At 40.8% G+C, this 19,289-nt stretch carries 24 protein-coding genes; 9 read left to right on the forward strand and 15 right to left on the reverse strand.

Annotation, left to right across the window (positions count from 1 at the left end; translation table 11 throughout):
- Positions 1 to 53: 53 nt before the first annotated feature.
- From FY557_RS12040 to FY557_RS12080, 9 genes are all read right to left on the reverse strand, one after another.
- Positions 54 to 596, reverse strand: a complete 543-nt coding sequence (locus FY557_RS12040; protein ID WP_149247496.1) for a hypothetical protein — start codon at positions 594 to 596, stop codon at positions 54 to 56.
- A 16-nt stretch (positions 597 to 612) separates the two neighbouring features.
- Positions 613 to 906: a hypothetical protein gene (locus tag FY557_RS12045; protein ID WP_149247497.1), complete on the reverse strand. Its 294-nt coding sequence runs from the start codon at positions 904 to 906 to the stop codon at positions 613 to 615.
- Between the two features lie 151 nt (positions 907 to 1,057).
- Positions 1,058 to 1,396 carry a hypothetical protein gene (locus tag FY557_RS12050; RefSeq protein ID WP_149247498.1) on the reverse strand — a complete coding sequence of 113 codons (339 nt, stop codon included), beginning with the start codon at positions 1,394 to 1,396 and terminating at the stop codon, positions 1,058 to 1,060.
- Complete coding sequence (locus FY557_RS12055; protein WP_149247499.1) at positions 1,393 to 1,590, reverse strand: hypothetical protein; 198 nt, start codon at positions 1,588 to 1,590, stop codon at positions 1,393 to 1,395. Before FY557_RS12055 ends, FY557_RS12050 begins: the two co-directional genes overlap by 4 nt.
- A 244-nt stretch (positions 1,591 to 1,834) precedes the next feature.
- The gene (locus FY557_RS12060) at positions 1,835 to 2,413 is read right to left on the reverse strand and encodes a hypothetical protein (RefSeq protein ID WP_149247500.1); all 579 of its coding nucleotides are present in this window, start codon (positions 2,411 to 2,413) and stop codon (positions 1,835 to 1,837) included.
- A 31-nt stretch (positions 2,414 to 2,444) separates the two neighbouring features.
- Complete coding sequence (nudK, locus tag FY557_RS12065) at positions 2,445 to 3,026, reverse strand: GDP-mannose pyrophosphatase NudK (RefSeq protein WP_149247501.1); 582 nt, start codon at positions 3,024 to 3,026, stop codon at positions 2,445 to 2,447.
- Positions 3,027 to 3,044: 18 nt separating this feature from the next.
- Positions 3,045 to 3,950 carry a TIGR01777 family oxidoreductase gene (locus FY557_RS12070; RefSeq protein WP_149247502.1) on the reverse strand — a complete coding sequence of 302 codons (906 nt, stop codon included), beginning with the start codon at positions 3,948 to 3,950 and terminating at the stop codon, positions 3,045 to 3,047.
- A gap of 20 nt (positions 3,951 to 3,970) precedes the next feature.
- Positions 3,971 to 4,318, reverse strand: a complete 348-nt coding sequence (locus FY557_RS12075) for a DUF2116 family Zn-ribbon domain-containing protein (RefSeq protein ID WP_185151716.1) — start codon at positions 4,316 to 4,318, stop codon at positions 3,971 to 3,973.
- A complete protein-coding gene (locus FY557_RS12080) occupies positions 4,319 to 4,921 on the reverse strand; it encodes an HPP family protein (RefSeq protein WP_149247503.1) in 603 nt (200 codons plus the stop codon). It abuts the gene before it with no gap.
- Positions 4,922 to 5,083: 162 nt separating this feature from the next.
- Here FY557_RS12080 and FY557_RS12085 point away from each other — a divergent pair, with 162 nt between their 5' ends.
- The 7 genes from FY557_RS12085 (at position 5,084) to FY557_RS12115 (ending at position 10,745) form a co-directional block, all read left to right on the forward strand.
- Positions 5,084 to 5,416 (forward strand): single-stranded DNA-binding protein, encoded by a 333-nt coding sequence (locus FY557_RS12085; RefSeq protein ID WP_149247504.1) that lies wholly within the window; start codon positions 5,084 to 5,086, stop codon positions 5,414 to 5,416.
- 17 nt (positions 5,417 to 5,433) lie between these two features.
- Positions 5,434 to 5,886, forward strand: coding sequence for an HRDC domain-containing protein (locus FY557_RS12090; RefSeq protein WP_149247505.1), 453 nt, complete (start codon positions 5,434 to 5,436; stop codon positions 5,884 to 5,886).
- Positions 5,887 to 6,032: 146 nt separating this feature from the next.
- Positions 6,033 to 7,385 (forward strand): histidine--tRNA ligase, encoded by a 1,353-nt coding sequence (gene hisS, locus FY557_RS12095; RefSeq protein ID WP_149247506.1) that lies wholly within the window; start codon positions 6,033 to 6,035, stop codon positions 7,383 to 7,385.
- Positions 7,385 to 8,044 carry a GNAT family N-acetyltransferase gene (locus tag FY557_RS12100; protein ID WP_228451782.1) on the forward strand — a complete coding sequence of 220 codons (660 nt, stop codon included), beginning with the start codon at positions 7,385 to 7,387 and terminating at the stop codon, positions 8,042 to 8,044. The genes hisS and FY557_RS12100 overlap by 1 nt, the downstream gene beginning before the upstream one ends.
- Positions 8,045 to 8,208: 164 nt before the next feature.
- A complete protein-coding gene (locus FY557_RS20365; RefSeq protein WP_149247508.1) occupies positions 8,209 to 9,129 on the forward strand; it encodes an SHOCT domain-containing protein in 921 nt (306 codons plus the stop codon).
- 71 nt (positions 9,130 to 9,200) lie between these two features.
- Positions 9,201 to 9,932, forward strand: a complete 732-nt coding sequence (locus FY557_RS12110; protein WP_149247509.1) for a hypothetical protein — start codon at positions 9,201 to 9,203, stop codon at positions 9,930 to 9,932.
- Positions 9,933 to 9,947: 15 nt separating this feature from the next.
- Positions 9,948 to 10,745 (forward strand): class I SAM-dependent methyltransferase, encoded by a 798-nt coding sequence (locus FY557_RS12115; RefSeq protein WP_149247510.1) that lies wholly within the window; start codon positions 9,948 to 9,950, stop codon positions 10,743 to 10,745.
- A gap of 47 nt (positions 10,746 to 10,792) precedes the next feature.
- On the opposite strand, the gene FY557_RS20370 is transcribed toward FY557_RS12115, so the two are convergent.
- From FY557_RS20370 to FY557_RS12130, 3 genes are all read right to left on the reverse strand, one after another.
- Positions 10,793 to 11,095: a YtxH domain-containing protein gene (locus tag FY557_RS20370; protein ID WP_228451783.1), complete on the reverse strand. Its 303-nt coding sequence runs from the start codon at positions 11,093 to 11,095 to the stop codon at positions 10,793 to 10,795.
- A 98-nt stretch (positions 11,096 to 11,193) separates the two neighbouring features.
- Positions 11,194 to 12,036, reverse strand: a complete 843-nt coding sequence (locus FY557_RS12125; protein ID WP_149247511.1) for an isoaspartyl peptidase/L-asparaginase — start codon at positions 12,034 to 12,036, stop codon at positions 11,194 to 11,196.
- A 74-nt stretch (positions 12,037 to 12,110) separates the two neighbouring features.
- Positions 12,111 to 13,001, reverse strand: coding sequence for a cyanophycinase (locus FY557_RS12130; protein WP_149247512.1), 891 nt, complete (start codon positions 12,999 to 13,001; stop codon positions 12,111 to 12,113).
- Between the two features lie 197 nt (positions 13,002 to 13,198).
- Here FY557_RS12130 and cphA point away from each other — a divergent pair, with 197 nt between their 5' ends.
- Both cphA and FY557_RS12140 read left to right on the forward strand, forming a co-directional pair.
- The gene (gene cphA / locus FY557_RS12135) at positions 13,199 to 15,829 is read left to right on the forward strand and encodes a cyanophycin synthetase (RefSeq protein ID WP_149247513.1); all 2,631 of its coding nucleotides are present in this window, start codon (positions 13,199 to 13,201) and stop codon (positions 15,827 to 15,829) included.
- 75 nt (positions 15,830 to 15,904) lie between these two features.
- Complete coding sequence (locus FY557_RS12140; RefSeq protein ID WP_149247514.1) at positions 15,905 to 16,324, forward strand: hypothetical protein; 420 nt, start codon at positions 15,905 to 15,907, stop codon at positions 16,322 to 16,324.
- 374 nt (positions 16,325 to 16,698) lie between these two features.
- Here the strand turns inward: FY557_RS12140 and FY557_RS12145 are convergent, their stop codons facing one another.
- From FY557_RS12145 to FY557_RS12155, 3 genes are all read right to left on the reverse strand, one after another.
- Positions 16,699 to 17,157, reverse strand: a complete 459-nt coding sequence (locus tag FY557_RS12145) for a hypothetical protein (RefSeq protein ID WP_149247515.1) — start codon at positions 17,155 to 17,157, stop codon at positions 16,699 to 16,701.
- A gap of 19 nt (positions 17,158 to 17,176) precedes the next feature.
- Entirely contained in the window at positions 17,177 to 18,361 is a 1,185-nt protein-coding gene (locus tag FY557_RS12150; RefSeq protein ID WP_149247516.1) for a hypothetical protein, read from the reverse strand.
- Positions 18,362 to 18,432: 71 nt separating this feature from the next.
- On the reverse strand, positions 18,433 to 19,266 hold the full coding sequence (locus FY557_RS12155) for a type 1 glutamine amidotransferase (protein WP_149247517.1): 834 nt from the start codon (positions 19,264 to 19,266) through the stop codon (positions 18,433 to 18,435).
- Between the last annotated feature and the right edge of the window lie 23 nt (positions 19,267 to 19,289).

Below are 19,289 nucleotides of genomic sequence, written 5' to 3' on the forward strand. Positions count from 1 at the left end.
GGCAAATGTAGGAAATATTTTTTATCCCTGTTAACGTTTTACCCTGTTAACGTTTATAACGTTAACAGGGTAAACGCCAACTCCAGCGACTCCGCAATATGCCGTTCCAGCATTTCACTGTCTTCCAGCGGGTAATAAAATTCTTTCGGATTGACGAATACATTGTTGTATTTCGTGCGTTCGCTGGCACCATCGACATCAATGGGTAAAAGGCCGGGACCTTTTTTACGCAGTACGGTTTTGAGACCTTTGGAAGTCACTTTGGATTCCACGCAGCCCACCAGTGCGCCTCTTCCCAAAACATCAAAACAAATCACGGTGTAAATTCCGTTTGGGACCAGCTGGCCCGGCGGAAGGATGCAGGCATAAAGGACGTGAGGTAAATTGGTGATCCCGCGTGAAATTTCAACGGACAGATTTGTGCCACTAAACTCTCTGTATTTGTTTTGCAGACTATCTTTAAAGCCGTTCAGTGCATCACGTACTGTCATCATCCCGGCATCGTTGGTGCGCAAAGGCTGTCCTTTCACAACCGGATGTACCTGCCGGAATTCGCAGATGGCGTTGAAATAATCGGTGATTTGGCGGTTTTTCATATAAAAGATAATGAAATTAGATAAATACGGTTGATGTAGCCCAGTCCAGTTTATTTAGCAGATGATTGATCTTCTCCGGACAATTTGGACAGACCGTGATAGACCTTGGAGTTTTATCTGATCCCAGGGTGTCGTAGGTTTTTAGTGGACTGTTGCAAACGTTACAGTGACCTTCCTGAGTGATTTCATTCTTTACTTCCAGATTTTCAATTTCGATAATAAGTTCATTCATTAAAATCTGAATAGCCTCCTTCCTTTCCTCAAAATGAATTTGTAAAAATTCGTTCAGAGCCAGGCATTCCGATTTCATTTTTTGAAAAGTATGTTTTCTCTCACGGTATGATTCGGGAATATATTTTCTGCAAAAATTATTTATTCTGTCGGTATATCCTCCGGCTCTGAATATTTTCTTTGCGTTTAGACTGTTTAATCTGATCATACTAAAATTTAATTTCAAAGGTTTAGCTTCGGTCAAAGGGAATAACTTTCTCTTCCGTTAATTTCTGTTTCAGACAATCGGCATACTGATGGGCAAATTTTTCTTTTTCCATTTGCGGCAGCCGGAAATAAAAATTGTCTCTTGCCTCTTTCATTTCGTCGTCTTTCTTTTCACTTTCGGGACGTTCCACAACTTCGAGATAATGAACATAATGCCCAAGCTCATGAAGCAAGGTCCTGTAGAGTTGTGTATTCATCGAAGCTTCAGTACAGATCGGTGAAACATAGGCTTTTTTGTTATCGGTAAAAGCATGCTGATCTTCCTGTAACCTGATGAATTCTCTCTGATCTTCAACAGTCATTTTTTTAGACCAGACGATTTTTTATGGATATCAACAGCATCTAAGATAATAGCGGGAGCATATTCGTGTTCGAATTCAAAACTGTAAATCAGCCTTCCCCAGACCGGAGAGATGATTTCCTCTTTTCTTTTGGGCTGGCGTAAAATAATAAATCTCAGATCGCCGTAATCTTCTGATGGAATATGCGTAATCATCTTTACTATATCATTTATTGAACAGGAATGAAAACAATTTTTCCGGGTTTCTTCAACAACAAATAAGAACTCATGTCCATTAATGACCCTAAGTTCCTGATGATGTTTTCCTATTCTTTCATAAAAAGATTTCAGGGTTCCGTAAGGCGTAGCAATTTTAAGTTTATTGTTTTTGCTGAATCCCTGATTTTCAGTTCCGATATTCCTGTTCCGGCGGGTTGGATGATATATGAAATTTTAACGATTATTCCGTTCGCTGGTAAATATGCGTGAGCTTCGCATTTTTAATAAAATTTTCCGTCGACATATTAAGATCTGCTTTTTTATCGGTCAGTTCAAAATAATAAGCCATCATATTCGGAAACTTCGGGTCTTTGCACAGTACTTTGAATCTTCTCACGGTAGGATCCGAACTTAAAAATGCCTGTTCTGAAGCATTGCTCATGCTGATGTTGTTGACGTCAAAAGCATCTTTCCAGTTCTTCTGCAGCCTGGCGAATCGTTTCTGGGTCCTGTCGCTGTCTTCATTTTCAAACTTATCCACCTGAAAATCGGCAAGAAGCTGTGGGTAAATTAACCCTTCTTTCAAAAGCATTGTGGTTATTTTATCGGCAGGATTGTAGAAAACTGTTTTGTTGTCAAATACAATCTGCTTGTTACTGATAGTTATCTGACCGGTAAACTTTTTATAGTTTTTCTTTTTATAGTCATTTTTAAAATGCTCGATCACTGCTTTATCTTTAGGTCCGGCCTTTGCTGTTTTCTGGGCAGTAGCAGAAACCGATAGGAGTAAGGAAAAGCTTAAGGTATACAGGAGTTTCATTGGATAGGATTTATAATAGGAACGGTTGAATTTATAAAATATTTTTAATTCTCAGGTGCTGAAGCAGCATGATGGTTTTGGCATCTTTAATCTCTCCTGAATCGATCATGGCTAATGTCTGATTAAACGGAAGTTCCAGCACTTCAATGTTCTCGCCTTCATCTGCCAGTCCGCCGCCATCGTTGATTTTCAGCTCCTCCGAATATTCTGCAATAAAAAAGTGGAGGATTTCCGTTACGGATCCCGGCGACATATAAGCTTCAAAGATTTTTTCGACGTGGGAAATTTTGTACCCGGTTTCCTCTTCGGTTTCCCTTTTGATACATTCTTCCGGATTGTCGTTGTCCAGGAGACCCGCACAGGCTTCGATCATCATGCCTGACGCATTTCCATTGATAAAAGTAGGCAGCCGGAATTGTCGTGTTAAAATTACCGTTTCCGAATTTTTATTATACAACAGAATAACGGCGCCATTTCCCCGGTCGTAGGCTTCGCGGCTCTGCTGTTCAAATGTCCCGTCTTTTTTCTGAATACTGAACGTTACTTTCTTCAGCGTATACCAGTTGTCGGATAGGATTTCCGTTTTTTCAATAGTTACTTTTGTATCGTGCATAATTGTATGACCTTAGTTTTAATTTTTTAATAAATCTGTTAGTGCTTCCTGCAAATGAGGAAATTTAAACTGAAAACCTGCGCTTTGTATTTTTTCACAGGAAGCCCTTGATCCTTCGAGGACCGCTACCGATAACTCACCGAAGATCAGCTTTAAGACAAATCCCGGCACATTTGGCATAAATAAAGGTTTTTTCAGGACGTGCGCCGCTTTTTCCGTCAGATCCCTGTTGGTGGCGTGCTCCGGAGCAACGGCATTGAAAGCACCATGCAGTTCGGGATTTTTCAGGGCAGATTCATACATCGAGCAGATGTCTTCGATATGAATCCAGGGCATATATTGTTTTCCTGTACCTAGCGGAGATCCGATGCCTGCCTTTATGGTCGGAAGCATTTTTTTCAGGGCGCCTTCTTTTTCGGAAAGAACAACACCCGTCCTCAGTTTTACGACCCGTTCAGAAACCTGCTGGTTCTTAAATTCATCGGCAGCCTGCTCCCATAGAATTGTTACTTCACTCAGGAAATCCTTTCCTGGTCCGTCCTGTTCTGTAAATATCTTTTCCGTGGTTTCAGTTCCGTAATAGTTGATTCCTGAAGCGGAAACAAAAGATTTAAGTTTTTGATTGTTCTTTTGTAGAGTCTTTAAAATAAGCTGGGCAGAATCTACCCGGCTTGAGATAATTTCTTTTTTTCTTTCATCGGTCCATCTCCTTTCCGCGACACCTGCTCCAGCCAAATGGATTACATGAGAAATGTTTTCAAAAGCAGCTTCATCAACGGTGCCGTTTTTAAGGTTCCATTCAAAATCATTTTCATGCTGTTTCTTCCGTGTCAAAAACCGGACGGTATATTCTTTTTCAAGTCTTTTTGATAATTCTTTGGCAATTAAACCGTTGGCTCCGGTAATCAGGACAATTTCTTTCATGTTACAGTATTAGAGGTATTTCACGACTGATTTCTTACAATCAGGATAAAGTCGTCATCCAGAAGTTTATAGCCATAATCGTAGATGAATTTATATTCGGAACCATTTTTATAAACCTTGAGATTCGTGAAATAGTCAAAATCAAAACCCAAGCCATCAAGTCTGGACCTTGTAATTTTTGTTTTACCGTCGGTATTCACTTCCGTCAGGATCCTGTAGTTCTTGCGGAGCTTGTTGTTGACATTCCGCATCAGGTTGTTGGAGTCCTTATTCTGTTTGTTGTTGTAGGCATTACGGCAGGCATCATTACAAAATTTTTTGTCTGATCTTCCGATAATTTTTTCGCCGCATTCGATACATTCCATCATTTATTTTTTCAGTTGGTGTATGTGGGTGTGTTTTTTTCTGAGGAGTTTCATCAACCGGTTGTGCGCCGGATAGCTTCGGTTAGGCGTTATATTATTAAAAAAAAGCGCTACAAGCAGTAAAATCAGGCAGCCTGAAAGTACAGGCGACAGCACATACCAGAATCCAAGTTCAGGAATTTTGCCTGTAGAGCTTACGGCAATTAATGCGGTAGCACCGCCGGGCGGATGCAAGGTTTTGGTGTATTGCATCAGAACGATTGAAAAGGCAACAGCCAACGGTGCGGAAAGCCAGATAATATCGGGAACGATTTTGTAAACGGCAACGCCTACCAAAGCGGAAAGCACATGCCCGCCGATAAGGTTCCGCGGCTGAGCAAGAGGACTCTGGATGGCACCATAAATTAATACACTTGATGCACCGAAGGAACCGATGAGAAAAATATTTTCTGTTTCCGCCAGACTGTGTGATTGGATAAAAGCAATGATCCCGATTCCGAAAAATGCTCCCAGAAACGACCAGAAATGCTCTTTGTAATCTACCAGGGTTTCCCTGTAAATCACATATTTTGAAACCCGGAAGGTTCTTTTTATTGTCTTTTTCATATTTTTTCAAATATACGTAATTTATCCGTTTACAAACGACTACAAACGAATTTAAATAATTTTCTCCCGACTCAGGTAATGGAATCTGACAATCTTTGCAACAGAGATTTGAGAAAACAGTGAACGTCTCCAGTCTGAATATTAACTTTAAAAATACACATTATGTCACTACGAAACAAAATTACATTGATCGGTCACACAGGAAAAGAAGTAGAAGTAATGACCTTTGAAAACGGAACCTTAAAAGCCACCGTATCTCTTGCGACTAGCGATCATTACACGAATGCAAAAGGAGAGAAAGTAGAAGAGACCCAATGGCACAATCTGATTGCCTTTGGTAAAACGGCAGAAATCCTTCAGAAATATTCCCCGAAAGGAAAAGAGCTTGCCGTGGAAGGCAAACTTACCTACCGTTCTTATGATGATAAAGACGGGGTGAAGAGATTTATTACTGAGATCAGGGTAGAAGAAATCCTTTTATTGGGAGGTAAATAATCATAAAAATTACTGCCATGAATGTAAAAGTCTTTAAAATAAGAATAAGTGAAGAATACCTTCATAAAGATCAGAGAATGCTGGACGCTTTTCTGGAATCGCACGACATCATCAAAGTGGAAACGGCATTTGTAAATGATGAAAACTATTGGTCCGTTATCATGTATTTTGACGAAATCAAAATGGTAAAGGATTCTGTGAAAGAGCCGAAACATGCAAAGTATTCTGCGGAAGACGATGCGCTGACCTCCGACGAAGCAGCAATTCTGGAAGCCCTGAAATACTGGCGGTCGGAAAAAGCAAAAGAGCAGAATCTGCCGTCTTATTTTATTGCTACCAATAAAGAATTGATGTCGGTAGCCAAATACAAACCGGCAAAGAAGGAGGAACTTCTGGACATTAAAGGCTTCGGAAAGCATAAAATCGAAAATTATGGCGAGGAAATTCTGGAACTTTTAGAAAGCATTTAATTTTAGGTAGAAACACAAGTGATGGAGTATTATTTTTACCCGGGGCCGGAGATTATTGTTCTCCGGCTTTTTGTTTGTCTTAAAAGTCCGTCCAATTCCTTATTTTTGCTGCTTACAAATATTAATCATTATTTATCTATTATAAAATGAAACCAGGCTTAGCAAAAGGAACGAGAGATTTTACCGCATTGGAAGTTTCCAGAAGAAGATATATCATCAATACACTACAGAAAAACTTCGAATTGTTCGGGTTTCAGCCGCTGGAAACGCCAAGCTTTGAAAACCTTTCTACTTTAACGGGAAAATACGGGGAAGAAGGAGATCGTCTGATTTTTAAAATTTTAAATTCAGGGGATTATACTGCAAAGGTGAATCAGGAAGATTGGGAAAATAAAAACCATCAGAAACTGACTTCCCAGATTTCAGACAAAGCCCTCCGTTACGACCTGACCGTACCTTTTGCAAGATTTGTAGCCATGAATCATAATCAACTCACTTTTCCGTTCAAGCGTTACCAGATCCAGCCGGTGTGGAGGGCCGACCGTCCTCAGAAAGGAAGGTTCAGGGAGTTTTATCAGTGTGATGCCGATGTGGTAGGAAGCGAAAGCCTTTTACAGGAAGTGGATCTGGTTCAGCTGTATTTGAAATCATTTGCCGAACTTGGCGTGTCCGTAACCATTCATATCAACAACCGGAAAATCCTTTCCGGTCTGGCGGAATATGCAGGTATTACCGATAAATTAATTGATTTTACCGTAGCTCTGGATAAACTGGATAAAATCGGGAAAGAAGGTGTTGTAAAAGAACTGCTGGAAAGAGGAATCGTTCAGGAATCGATCGATAAGCTGGATTTTCTGTTTACGCAATCTGAAGATGCACTGGAAAACCTGCTTCAACTTAGAGAAAAATTTGCCGGAAACGAAACCGGACTCAAAGGGGTGGAGGAATTGGAAACCGTTATTACCCAATCTTTAAATCTTGGGGTGGATATTCAGAACCTAAGATTCGATATTACTTTAGCCAGAGGCCTGGATTATTACACCGGGGCCATCTTCGAAGTGAAAGCGGATGAGGTGCAGATGGGTTCCATCGGCGGCGGCGGCAGATACGATAACCTTACGGAAGTTTTCGGCGTTAAAAACATCCCGGGAATCGGGATTTCCTTCGGGTTAGACCGGATTTACCTGGTAATGGAAGAATTAGGGCTTTTCCCGAAAGAAGCAACTTCCAAAACGGAATATCTGTTTGCCAATTTCGGAGGAGATGAAACCCTTGAAGCTTTAAAACTCATCAGACAGCTGAGAGAAGAAGGAATTTCTGCCGAGATCTATCCTGAAAATGCCAAGATCGGAAAGCAGTTTACTTATGCTGAGAAGAAAGGCATCAGAAATCTTGTCTTCTTAGGGGAGGAGGAAATCAAAAATGGAACGGTTACCTATAAATATCTTGAGACAGGGGAACAGAAGACCGTTTCTCTGGAAGACTTTTTAAATACATAATGGATCGGGTTTCGGAAGAGCTTTTGGAAAGATGGCTTAAAGGCTGGTCCATATCGAGGGGCAAGCCTTTGCCGGAAGCCTGGAAATCCGGATATAGGGTTCTTGTGGGAGAACAGAAGCAGAAAGCAAGATATGTATTTCCGCAGGTAAATGAAGATTTTATCAGGCTTTCGGAATCAATCTATGAGCCGTGGATCTACCTTAAGGTCTGCGCATCTCCCGAAGAATTCAGCATGCTTATCCCTCAACGATGGAAAATTCAGCCGCAGGGTTACATGATGTATGGTCCGGAAAAAATGGTGACTCATGAAAAACCGCTTCCGGAGGGCTATTCAATGGAAACTCTTCAGCAAAAGCCGGATTCATTTGTCGTAAAAATCAATACCGGAGATAAGGAAGAGGCTGCCATCGGACGATTGATCATTGTTGACGGACTTGCCATTTATGACCGCATAAAAACGGAAAAAGGCCACCGGCGGAAAGGACTCGCTACGCAGTTGATAAATGAACTTCGTCGTATTGCTGTATCAAAAGGAGTTTCGGAAAATTTCTTGGTGGCTACAGAACATGGAAAGCTTTTATATGAATCTTTAGGCTGGAAAATATACAGTCTTTATACTTCCATTGTGATCGAGGAAAACATTAAAAGGGAGGTTTAGATAAAGTAACTTTAAATGGTTGGATAATGGAAGCTGGATGAAGGAAAGTCTTCCGGTCGATATTACCATCGACGATCCACCTGACTATTATTTATTTTTCTTTAAAGACTGTAAAACAAAATGATTTTGTAATTTGTAACTGAAAAACTTAAAACTAATAATGTATGAATACGATTTGCGGATTATGTGGTAACCCATTAACTTCAATGGATACGGCAGGTGAAAATAAACTGGCAGATGGCCATTGGTTATGCAACAGCTGTCTGAACCAGGCTGCTGCCCTCAACAGAGATGTCATTAATAATCTCAACCAATTTTTTCTTCCTGAAATCAGAGGAATTATTCTTCAGGGAAAAATTGGTATATCTGAAAATCCTTCAGGTTTTCAGAATACAGAGTCGCCGACTTTCGGATTTGGCGGTATACCGACGAGGCTTGATGAAATTCAGGATCAGATTGTTGCTCTGAATGCGAGATTAAGTATTTTGGCGAATGGTGAAGTGAAAGAACTGGTCAATATTTTAGAAAGGAATGAAAAGCTTACTGCCATTGCAGAAGCACTAACCATTCCCGGAAAAATAGAAGGGCTTATTTTTTCCAGCTACAAAAGAGTGGTTTTCATCGATAAAAAGCTTTTGGGAAATGTGCAGATCGATGAATACCCATATCACAATATCCGGTCTGTTGATCATGTGGAAAGCCTTTTCTATTCAACCCTCAGAATTATTTCTAAAAACGGTGCTTCAGCAGAATTCAAGCTTCATAATAAAAGCGACGGCAGAAACTTCAGCCATGCCTTCAATAACTATTTGAATGGCAATACAGGCCGATCCGCTTCACAACAACAACAACAACAACACATTCAGGCTTCTTCTTTCAATCTTTATAATCTTCCGGATCAGGAATCACCATTTCATCGGACAAGCAGTCATGAAACGATCCCTCAAAATTCATTTAACGAAAAAAAAGAATCGGCAGAAGTTATCATCCAGCAATTGGAAAAGCTGGGAAAATTAAAAGAAATGGGCGTTTTAACGGAGCAAGAGTTTACCGAACAGAAAAAGAAACTACTCGAAAGACTTTGAAACTGTCGGACTCAATCAGCTTAAACAATTAAATAAATAGAAAATTCAAAAAGAAAATCAGTTACGTCATTATGATAAAAACATTTATTCTCAAAATCATCAACGGAAAATGGTCTGCACCTTTTTTTATTACCTCCATCAGTATCTTCTGCTGGTTCTGGCTGTGGATACTTCCCGTAACAAAAACAATCTGGAATATCTGTTTTATCATTCCGATAGGTACGGGTCTGGTTTACATCTTGCTGGGCATTTCCAAAATATTTAAAAAGAACTACAGAGAAGGATTTATCCAGATCCTGCTTTCCATTATTTTTACTTTTATTGCTGCTGTATTTTTTACCATACTTACGCCGAAAAGCCCGTATAAAGAATACAAAGGCGATATTGTAAATCCCAATAATGTAAAAGTCAATATGCCGCTGGATTTTAAGGGGCTTGATGAGAAACCCTTGGTCGAGGTGAAAGGCGAAGATATTATTTTATACAATTACCAGCAGCCCGGACATTATAAATACGAAGTATTTCTCAATAAGATCGAAAAAGGAAAAGTGTACCTGAAATTTTTTGATCTTACGACCAACAGAATTCTTTCGGCAAAACAGGTTGAAAAGGATTCCCGGCTTGAAGTGGAAAATCCGGCTGATGAATTGAAAGAATTTGAATCCGATAAGGTATTTACCGTCGAAGAAGGTGACTGGGGAAATTATTACGGGAGCAGGGTAGAAGTATGGTTCCGGCCTGAAGACTCTTCTATGCCTGAAAGAAAATTATTGGTGAAAAATTATATAATTCAAGGGAACTAAATTAAAAACTTAATTATGGAAAATTATCTGGAAATCAACAAAAAATCATGGAATGCCAAAGTAGAACCTCATCTGAAATCTGATTTTTACTTTGTGGATGCGTTTCTGAAAGGAAGAACATCTTTAAATTCTATTGAACTGGAGCTTTTGGGAGAAGTTTCCGGTAAAAGTATTCTGCATCTGCAATGTCATTTCGGGCAGGATTCCATTTCTCTATCGAGACTCGGTGCTCAGGTTACCGGAATCGATCTTTCTGATAAAGCGGTTGAAGCTGCAAAAGATCTGGCCCGGAAAGCGGGAACGGACACAGAATTTATTTGTACCGATCTATACAGCCTGCCCAATATTCTGAACCGGAAATTCGATATCGTCTTTACAAGCTACGGCACTATAGGCTGGCTTCCCGATTTAAAAAAATGGGCTGAAATCATCAACCGGTTTTTAAAGCCGGGAGGAAAATTTGTAATGGCAGAATTTCATCCGGTTGTTTGGATGTTTGACGACGATTTCGAAGGAGTAAAGTATAATTATTTTAACAAAAAGCCGATCATCGAAACCTATGAAGGAACGTATGCCGATCAGTCGGCAGATCTTGTTCAGGATTATGTCATGTGGAATCACTCCCTTGCCGATGTGCTTCAGAACCTGATTCTGAATCAGGTGGAAATCACGCAGTTTAAAGAATTTGACTGGTCGCCGTATCCCTGTTTCCGGCATGTAGATGAATTTGAAAAAGGAAAATGGAGGATCCCGCAGTTGGGCAACAAAATCCCATTGGTATATGCTGTTGAAGCCATAAAAAAGTCATCGTAGTTTTAATTACGATGACTTTTTGTATATGAATGTTAAAATAAACTTGTTTAGCTTACAACCTCCTGAGTTCTGTTTTTAAGATCTTCAGTTTTATCCTGAGCCTGAGAAGCTACATCATTGGCTTTGTCTTTTACCTGAGAGGCTACATCATTGGCTCTGTCTTTAACCTGAGACGCCACATTGTTCGCTTTGTCTTTAAAGTCGTTGCTCCATTTATTCAGGTTATCTTTAGCGGTATTGATTTTATCTTTTACCATTTGCTTATCTTCATCAGAAGAGTTTTTGTATTTCCAGTATGCTAATGCTCCTAAACCTACTAATGCTAATAAACCTTTCGTTTTATTTCCCATGATTTCTATTTTTTAAATGTTAATATTAAAGTTTGATAGTAATCATTATGTAAAATACGTGCCAAAAAAAATGACCGGCTTATAAAATAATGTTAAAATTAATTGAACACTTCAAAATTTTGTCCGTCAAAACTGGCAAAGACCATGGTAGGATTTGAGTCCTGATGAAAGATATTTCCTGCCTTATCAATAGCGATGGCTCCGGCAAAACCGTTAATCGCTTTTAATTCTTCAAAAGTTTTAGTGAATGCATTTTCCAAATTCATCCCATCCGTAACGCGGGTTACGATTTTAGCCGCCGTGGCATTGCTTACAATATCTTCACCTACGCCGGTACAGCTTACCGCACAAAAAGAATTGGCGTAATTTCCGGCAACTGTTGCAGAATCGGAAATCCGTCCCGGAATTTCAAAACCTTTCCCTCCGGTGGAAGTAGCTGCCGCTAATTTTCCATCTTGATCAATGGCTACACAGCCCACGGTTCCTTTTCCGCCGTTCTTCAGTTTTTCTTCATACTCTTTTCTTCTCTGGGGAATTTCAGTAGAGTAGTTTTCAAAGCCATGTGCAGTTGCATATTTTTTTGCTCCGCTTCCGCCTAAGACCCGGTCGTCTTCGCCAATAAGTGCTTTCGCTACAAGAATCGGGTTTTTTACATTTTCAATATTGATGACGCCACTCATCTTTTCGGTTTCCCCATTGATAATGGCTGCACTCATCCGGATGATTCCGTCTCCCTGAATCTGGGAGCCGGTTCCTGCATTGTACAATTCATCATTTTCCAGTAGAGAAACTGCGTAGGCTGCTGCTTCAAAGGCCGAATGAGTCTGTAAATATTCAAATGCTTTTTCAGCAATCGCTTTAAGAGAATTCTGTTTGGCAGTTTTCACTTCGTGGCTCTGGTCGCTTTCTGAGAAAAAGCCGCCGTGGATGATTATTTTCATATATTTTATGATTGATGGTTTATTGGCATGTAATGATAACGAACAATTTCCAATTAATCAATTATCATTTATAATTACCGGTCCTGCGGAATCGGGTTGAACTGTGAATTTTCAATCGTCAGTGTTTTTGTTGTCAGATCGTAATGGTCGTTCATAGACAATACATGAACCGTTAAGTTATCGATAGAAATAGGTTCTCCCAGATTGATGTTGGTAAGATTGGTATCTTTTATGAACCTTCCGTCTACCAGGATTACAAGTCCGGAGCCTACCGCCGTCATAACGTCGTTGTGAATGAAAAGCCCGGTATCTTCACCCAGACCGATCCCCAATGTTCTCGGATTATTCACAACTGCCTGGAAAAGCCTTCCGATTCTTCCCCGCTGTACAAAATGCGTATCGATAATTACATTATCAATTAATCCCAGGCCCTGTGTGGTTTTAATTTCGCCTTTCAGCAATGCTTCAGAACTGCTTCCCTGATAAATCATGTTTTCAGAAGCTGCCGCAGCTCCGGCCGATGTTCCGGAATAAATAAAATCCTGTTCCTGGTACTTTAATAGAATGGTATCATGAAATCTTGTTCCTCCGAGAATAGAAGTCAGCCTCAGTTGGTCTCCGCCTGTAAACATGACCACGTCAGCTGCATTCGCTCTTGCCACAATGGCATCCGAGTTTGCCTCTTCCCGATTGTGGACATCCAGTATATTGACATTCCGGGCACCCAGAAATTCAAAAGCCTTTTTATATTCGGATCCTACAATCTGCGGAATCTGAGAGGCCGTTGTAATAATTTCAATAACCGAATCTTCCTTGCGTTTGGATTCGTTAATGATTTTTCTGAGAATCCCTCTTTCAAAAAAGTTGAGGTTTTTTTCTATGTTCTGATCAAAATCGGTTTCGGCAAAACTGCCTTTATTAACAGCGCCCCCGATCACAATTAATTTTCCAACTGGTTTAGTCATAGGCTGCAAAGTTAGAAAATTATTAATAGGTAGAAAAATTCGTTTGTATTGAAATTAATCATCGCGATTCACTATTTGTTTAAGATTTTCATTTATTTTTTACAAATGTTTAATTGTGGTATAGTTTCATTTAAGGTTTTGCATTATCTTTGATACTAAATGCAGTTATTGTTAACTATTAAAAATGCAAATAGACTATGAAAATTGAGAAGATACAGGCGTTGCGCGGCCCGAATATTTGGAGTATCAGGAGAAAGAAGCTGATACAGATGAGGTTGGACCTTGAAGAAATGGAAAACTTCCCTACCAATAAAATAGAAGGCTTCAGAGAAAGGATTGAAAAGCTTGTTCCTTCCTTATTTTCTCACCGCTGTTCCGAAGGTACGGAAGGTGGGTTTTTCCACCGGATCGAGACGGGAACTTGGATGGGCCACGTGATCGAACATATCGCGTTGGAAATCCAGACACTTGCGGGAATGGATGTCGGTTTCGGGAGAACCCGTGAAACAAAAACACCGGGCGTATATAATGTCGTATTCAACTATATCGAAGAAAATGCCGGAATCTATGCGGCGGAACAGTCTGTCGCCATTGCCGAAGCACTGATTCAAGGAGAAGAATATGACCTGAGTGCCTGTATCAAAACTTTAAAAGAGATCAGGGAGAGGGTACGCCTCGGCCCTTCTACGGGAAGTATTGTGGAAGAAGCGGTTTCAAGAAGAATTCCATGGATCCGTCTGGGAACAAATTCTCTGGTTCAGCTGGGGTACGGCGTAAACCAGCAGCGGTTCCAGGCAACCATTACCGGAAATACCAGCTCCATTGCCGTAGATATTGCATGTAATAAAGAGTTAACAAAAAGAATGCTGCACGACGCGGCGATCCCTGTTCCGATCGGAGACCTGATCACCGATGAAGAAGGCCTGGATGCCGTAGTCAGAAAAATAGGATATCCGGTGGTCATCAAGCCTTTGGACGGCAACCATGGAAAAGGTTCCTCAATTAATGTGAACGACTGGGAAGCTGCAAAAACTGGTCTGGAGCATGCCCAAAAATATTCCAGCAAAGTCATTGTCGAAAAGTATATTACCGGTTACGATTTCAGGGTATTGGTCATCAACAATAAAATGGTGGCCGCTGCAAGAAGGGTTCCTGCACACGTCGTAGGAGACGGCGAACTGAATCTTCAGCAGCTGATCGAAAAAGAAAATAAAGATCCGAGAAGAGGATATGGCCACGAAAACGTCCTAACGGAAATCCTGATCGATAAAGATACCACGGAACTGCTGGAAAAACTGCATTACACGCTTGAAACCGTTCCTCAGAGAGGCGAAATAGTCTATTTAAAATCAACGGCTAATCTTTCTACCGGAGGGACTTCCATTGATGTAACCGATATGGTTCATCCGGAAAATATTACGATGGCAGAAAGGATTTCAAAAATTATCGGCCTTGATGTCTGCGGAATCGATATTATGGCGGAGAACCTTACCCAGCCTCTGAAAGAAAGCGGCGGCGCCATCATTGAAGTGAATGCTGCCCCGGGATTCAGAATGCACCTGGCTCCGAGCGAAGGGCTGCCGAGAAACGTAGCTGCCCCGGTGGTGGATATGCTTTACCCGCAGGGGAAACCGTTTACCATACCGATTATTGCGGTAACGGGAACCAATGGGAAAACAACAACCACAAGATTAATCTCCCATATCGTTAAAAGCAACGGGTACCGGGTAGGTTTTACCACTTCAGACGGTATTTATATCCAGAATACGATGCTGACGAAAGGGGATACCACCGGCCCTCTTTCCGCAGAATTTATCCTGAAAGATCCTACCGTTGAATTTGCAGTTCTGGAAACGGCCAGAGGCGGGATTTTGCGTTCCGGATTAGGGTTCTCCCAGTGTGATATTGGGGTTTTAACCAATATTAAGGAGGATCATTTAGGATTAAATGACATCCACAACCTGAAAGATCTTACTAAAGTAAAAAGGGTGGTTCTCGACAGTGTAAAGAAAAACGGGTGGAGCGTGATGAATGCCGATGACGAATATTCCATGAGGATCATTAACGATCTGCCTTCCAACGTTGCCATTTTCAGTATGGATGAGAACAATCCGCATATTAAGAAATTTGCGAAGGAAGGAAAAATTACCTGTGTCTATGAAGAAGGTTTTGTAACGATTAAAAAAGGCGACTGGAAGATCAGGATCGGAAAAGCCAAAGATTTCCCGATTACGATGGAAGGAAAGGCGAAATTCATGATTGAAAACGTACTGGCTGCCAGTCTGGCATCTTATCTTCACGGTTTCGGAATTGAAGATATTTCAAATTCCCTGCGGACTTTCATCCCAAGCGCACAGCTTACTCCGGGACGATTAAATGTTTTTAAATTCAAAAGCTTTAAGGTTTTAATTGATTTTGCCCATAATCCGGCCGGTTACGAAGCGATTGAAGATTACCTGAAAAATGTGGAATCTACCAAGAAAATCGGCATCATTTCAGGCGTTGGTGACCGGCGGGACCATGATATCCGTGAATGCGGAAAAATTGCGGGAAGAATGTTCGACCATATTATTATCCGCAATGAAAAGCACCTTCGCGGCAGAACAGAAGACGAGATCAACGGGCTGATTATTGAAGGCATGCAGTCTTCCGGAAGGGATGTGAGCTACGAGATCATTCCTAAAGAAATCGAAGCCCTGAAACACGCTATGGGCATGGCGGAAGAAGGAACTTTCATTACCGCACTGAGCGATGTAATTTCTAATGCCATTGATCTGGTCCAGGATTACCAGGCAAGGGAACTGATGGAAGACAATAAGGTTCAGTAAACAAAATAGGATATACAACAAATTCCGGCGGCATCTCAGATGCCGCCGGAATTTTGAATATGATTAAACAAAAAGGTGAAAGTACGGTTTAAAAAAGATCTGCCAAATTATAAAAATCTGGACGAGTATCTGGTAATAGCGCTTGGTCTTCATATAAATAAAGAGCGGTTTTATCTCATTGCTGATGATAATTTTACTATCGGCTACGTAACCCCTAAACATTTTGATATTGTTGATGATACTACCGATGGTTATGTACGAAGGGATGATTTGAATTCGGGAGGAGAATTTTATCTGGAAAGCGAAATGAATCATTCGCGGAAGGATCTCAAAAACTGTTGGGAGATAAATAATCCCTATGAAAACGTCAGCTATTTCGGAGATAAAACGTATCCGGTTTCTGTAGATTATGAGAAAAGCATGCTTAATGAAGATAATAAACTAAGCCGTATTGAAGGCGCTTTGTTATTTATCGATCAGTATCTGTACGAATAGTTTTGGGACGATACCTACCGGGAAGGGCTGGAGTTTTATAAAAGGAATTCGCTGGACGATCTGCTGGAAAAGAAAATAAGCGAGCCTGTACTCATTCCGATAACTCATTATAAAGATGAACTTCTGAAATTTATAGCCAGAGCATTTGGAACAGGGAAGCGGTCAGGAAACCGGTTTGATGATTATGCACGGACTCTTGCGGGATTAATTAGTGCTGTTTTCGTGAAAGAAATTGCTTCGGTCCAAAAGATCGAATCATTGTATGATAACTGTTTTGTTATTGAGTACGAAGAAAGGTTTTATGTTTTAAGCAGATACTGGGCATCCTGAATTCACAATAAAACAAAACCTCCGGATTTTCGGAGGTTTGATATTTAAAGATTTTCCCAGGTTGATTTTATTTCCCGCATTTTAACCAGATAAAAATACAAGGGGATCAATTCCAGCCGTATCGTAAAACTGATATTCGGAACGGTAAACGGAACAATAACCATCATGATGATACAGACGGCAATACCGGTAATGGCATCGATAATAGCAGCCTGGACTGCCCATTTCTGTTCAAACCAAAGCCCGTAGGCAACAATTCCTTTATATATTAACAGCAAGGTGGTAATAATTCCCGGTACAGTATAAGGATGAACGGCGGTAATTCCGTAAAGTGACAAGTCGATCTTAGTAAGAAATGGTCCGATAATTAAAAAAATAGCGGCGAATGAGCCTCCGATCAAAAAGAACCATAAAAATATTTTGATCCACAGGGGTAATAAATTTCTTCTCCTTGTAAAATTTCCTTTCGTTTCAAACTCCTGAAAAGCTGAGCTTTCTTCCATAATATATCAGTTTTAAAAATTATTCTTCTGCAAAAAAAGCGTTCGAGCTTCCGATCCAGATGGCATCCTTCTTATTGAAGTCGACGTTTACCATGGCGGCTTTGGTCATTCTTCCCAGATTTTCCAGCAGGATCGGTCGTTCGTCTTTTTCGCGCCAAATATACAATAATCTGATCTCCGCTTTGGAAAAATCTCCGTGAATATCTTCAAAAACCGGTTCATACCGTACCTTTCTCTGCAGGATGTAGTTTTCCTTGTCCTCAATGGCATCGGTGATTTCCCGGGTCGGATTTAAATTCACGCCGCTGCCGGCAAAAGAGAATAACGGCTTCAGTACAAACTCCTCAAGGTTTCCATGTTCCGGAAATTCATGCAGGAAATAGCTTTTCGGGACAAACTCGTGCTGTAAAAGCGGCACCAGGAATTTGGAAATCTTGAAAAACCAGTTCGGATGGGTTACCCAGGTTACCTCAACATCCTCACGGAAATCAAACTCCGTTTTCAGATCCGGGATCCTGTCCAGCTCGTCGAAAATAACGCGGTTGTAAATCCTCTTGATTTCCGTCAGTTTTCCGTTGTTGTCGTAAAACAATTTTTTACCTTCTTTTTTTATTTTCGTCAGGCAAACCGTTTTAATGCCCAGCAGCTGCTCCGTAAAGACAAAATCAATCGCCGTTTTCTGCTTTTCGGGATAAATTTCAAGAAGAATGACATTTTTAGGATCTTTGTTGCCTACAATCAGTTCTTTTAAATAATTTTTAAAAGCCTCATCGGGCATCGTACTCCTGATTTCCGAAAGAAATGGGTAGACTTCACAAAAAGTATCCTCAAAAATCCTCTGGAAAGCATACAGGGAAGGAAAGGCCTGAAGCTCGATCAGTTGCGGTTCTATTTCGCCGTTTTCACTTCTGCAGATCCCGAAATCGATGGTGAAAAAATGCGGCTGGTCCGTGTCGTTCGGGACGCGGCAGTTTGCCGGGATGGCTTTCTGTAAAGTTTCCGCCGGTAAAGCTTTGATCTGGTCGATAATGCTTTCGCTGGCATCCAGAAGTTTAGCTTCAAATTCTTTGGTCAGGAACAGCGGACTCTCGGATATCCTGAATGCAGGCTCGATACCGCTTTTCTGTTTCAGTATTTCTTTCAGCTGGGCATATTTTTCCGGTGAAAATTCCTGATTGAACTGCTCTCTGTATTTTGGGATCATATTTTTTCTTTTTGTGATTTAAAAAATCGGACAGTGAATGCCCGATTTAAGATATTTTCTATTGATTGTAATTAAACGGTGGCGCGTATCTGATTCAGAATGTTATTTTTCGCAAGGTCCAGGAATCTTGGGAGAACCTGCGCCTGCGTCAGAATAATTTTATCGTCATCATCAATCCGGTCGATGGTTTCCAGGTATTTTTCCATTCCGAAATTCTCGATCATGGCTGCTTTGTTTTTTTCAATTTTCAGGTTTTCAATCATTCCGGCCGGATTGGCTTCAGGATGAAACTGGGTTCCGAAAATCTCTTCCGAAAAACGCACGGCCATCACCGCTCTTTCAAGATTGATATGGGGACGGAACTTTTCAATTGCGACAATGTGCATGCCCAGTTCTTCAAAACGGGCGTAATCAGGCTCGATAAACTGAAATGCTCTGGAATCCACACCGTAAAAAGGATTGGGTAAATTTTTAAGCAGAAACTCCTGTTCGCCTTCTTCGGTTTTATGAATTGGCATCACTCCGAAGGAGTAGGACTTCCTTCTGTTGATCGTTCCGAGTTTCCAATGGATGCCGGCCAGCTGAAAAGAATGGCAGATCAGGAACAGGTATTTCTTCCGGCCATTCGACTGGTTGTGCTCTAAAATACCATCCAGAAAATCGGCAAACCGGTCTTCCCATTCCAGGCCTTCCCGGTGCGGATTGCCCGGTCCGCCTGAGGAAATGAAAATATCGAAATCCCCAACCGCCGGCATTTCATTCTTAAATCTTACATCAAATGTTTCAATATGTACATGCTCTTCTGTGTTTTGCTGAAAGGCCTCAGAGATTTCTTTAATATTTTTAAATCCCTGGTTTATCTGATTGTTGTTCATGTCCAGCAAAGCAATCCGTATATCCTTCATACACCTAATTTTTTGCAAAGTTA

The sequence above is a fragment of the Chryseobacterium sp. SN22 genome, from assembly GCF_008329705.1.
Lineage (GTDB): Bacteria > Bacteroidota > Bacteroidia > Flavobacteriales > Weeksellaceae > Chryseobacterium.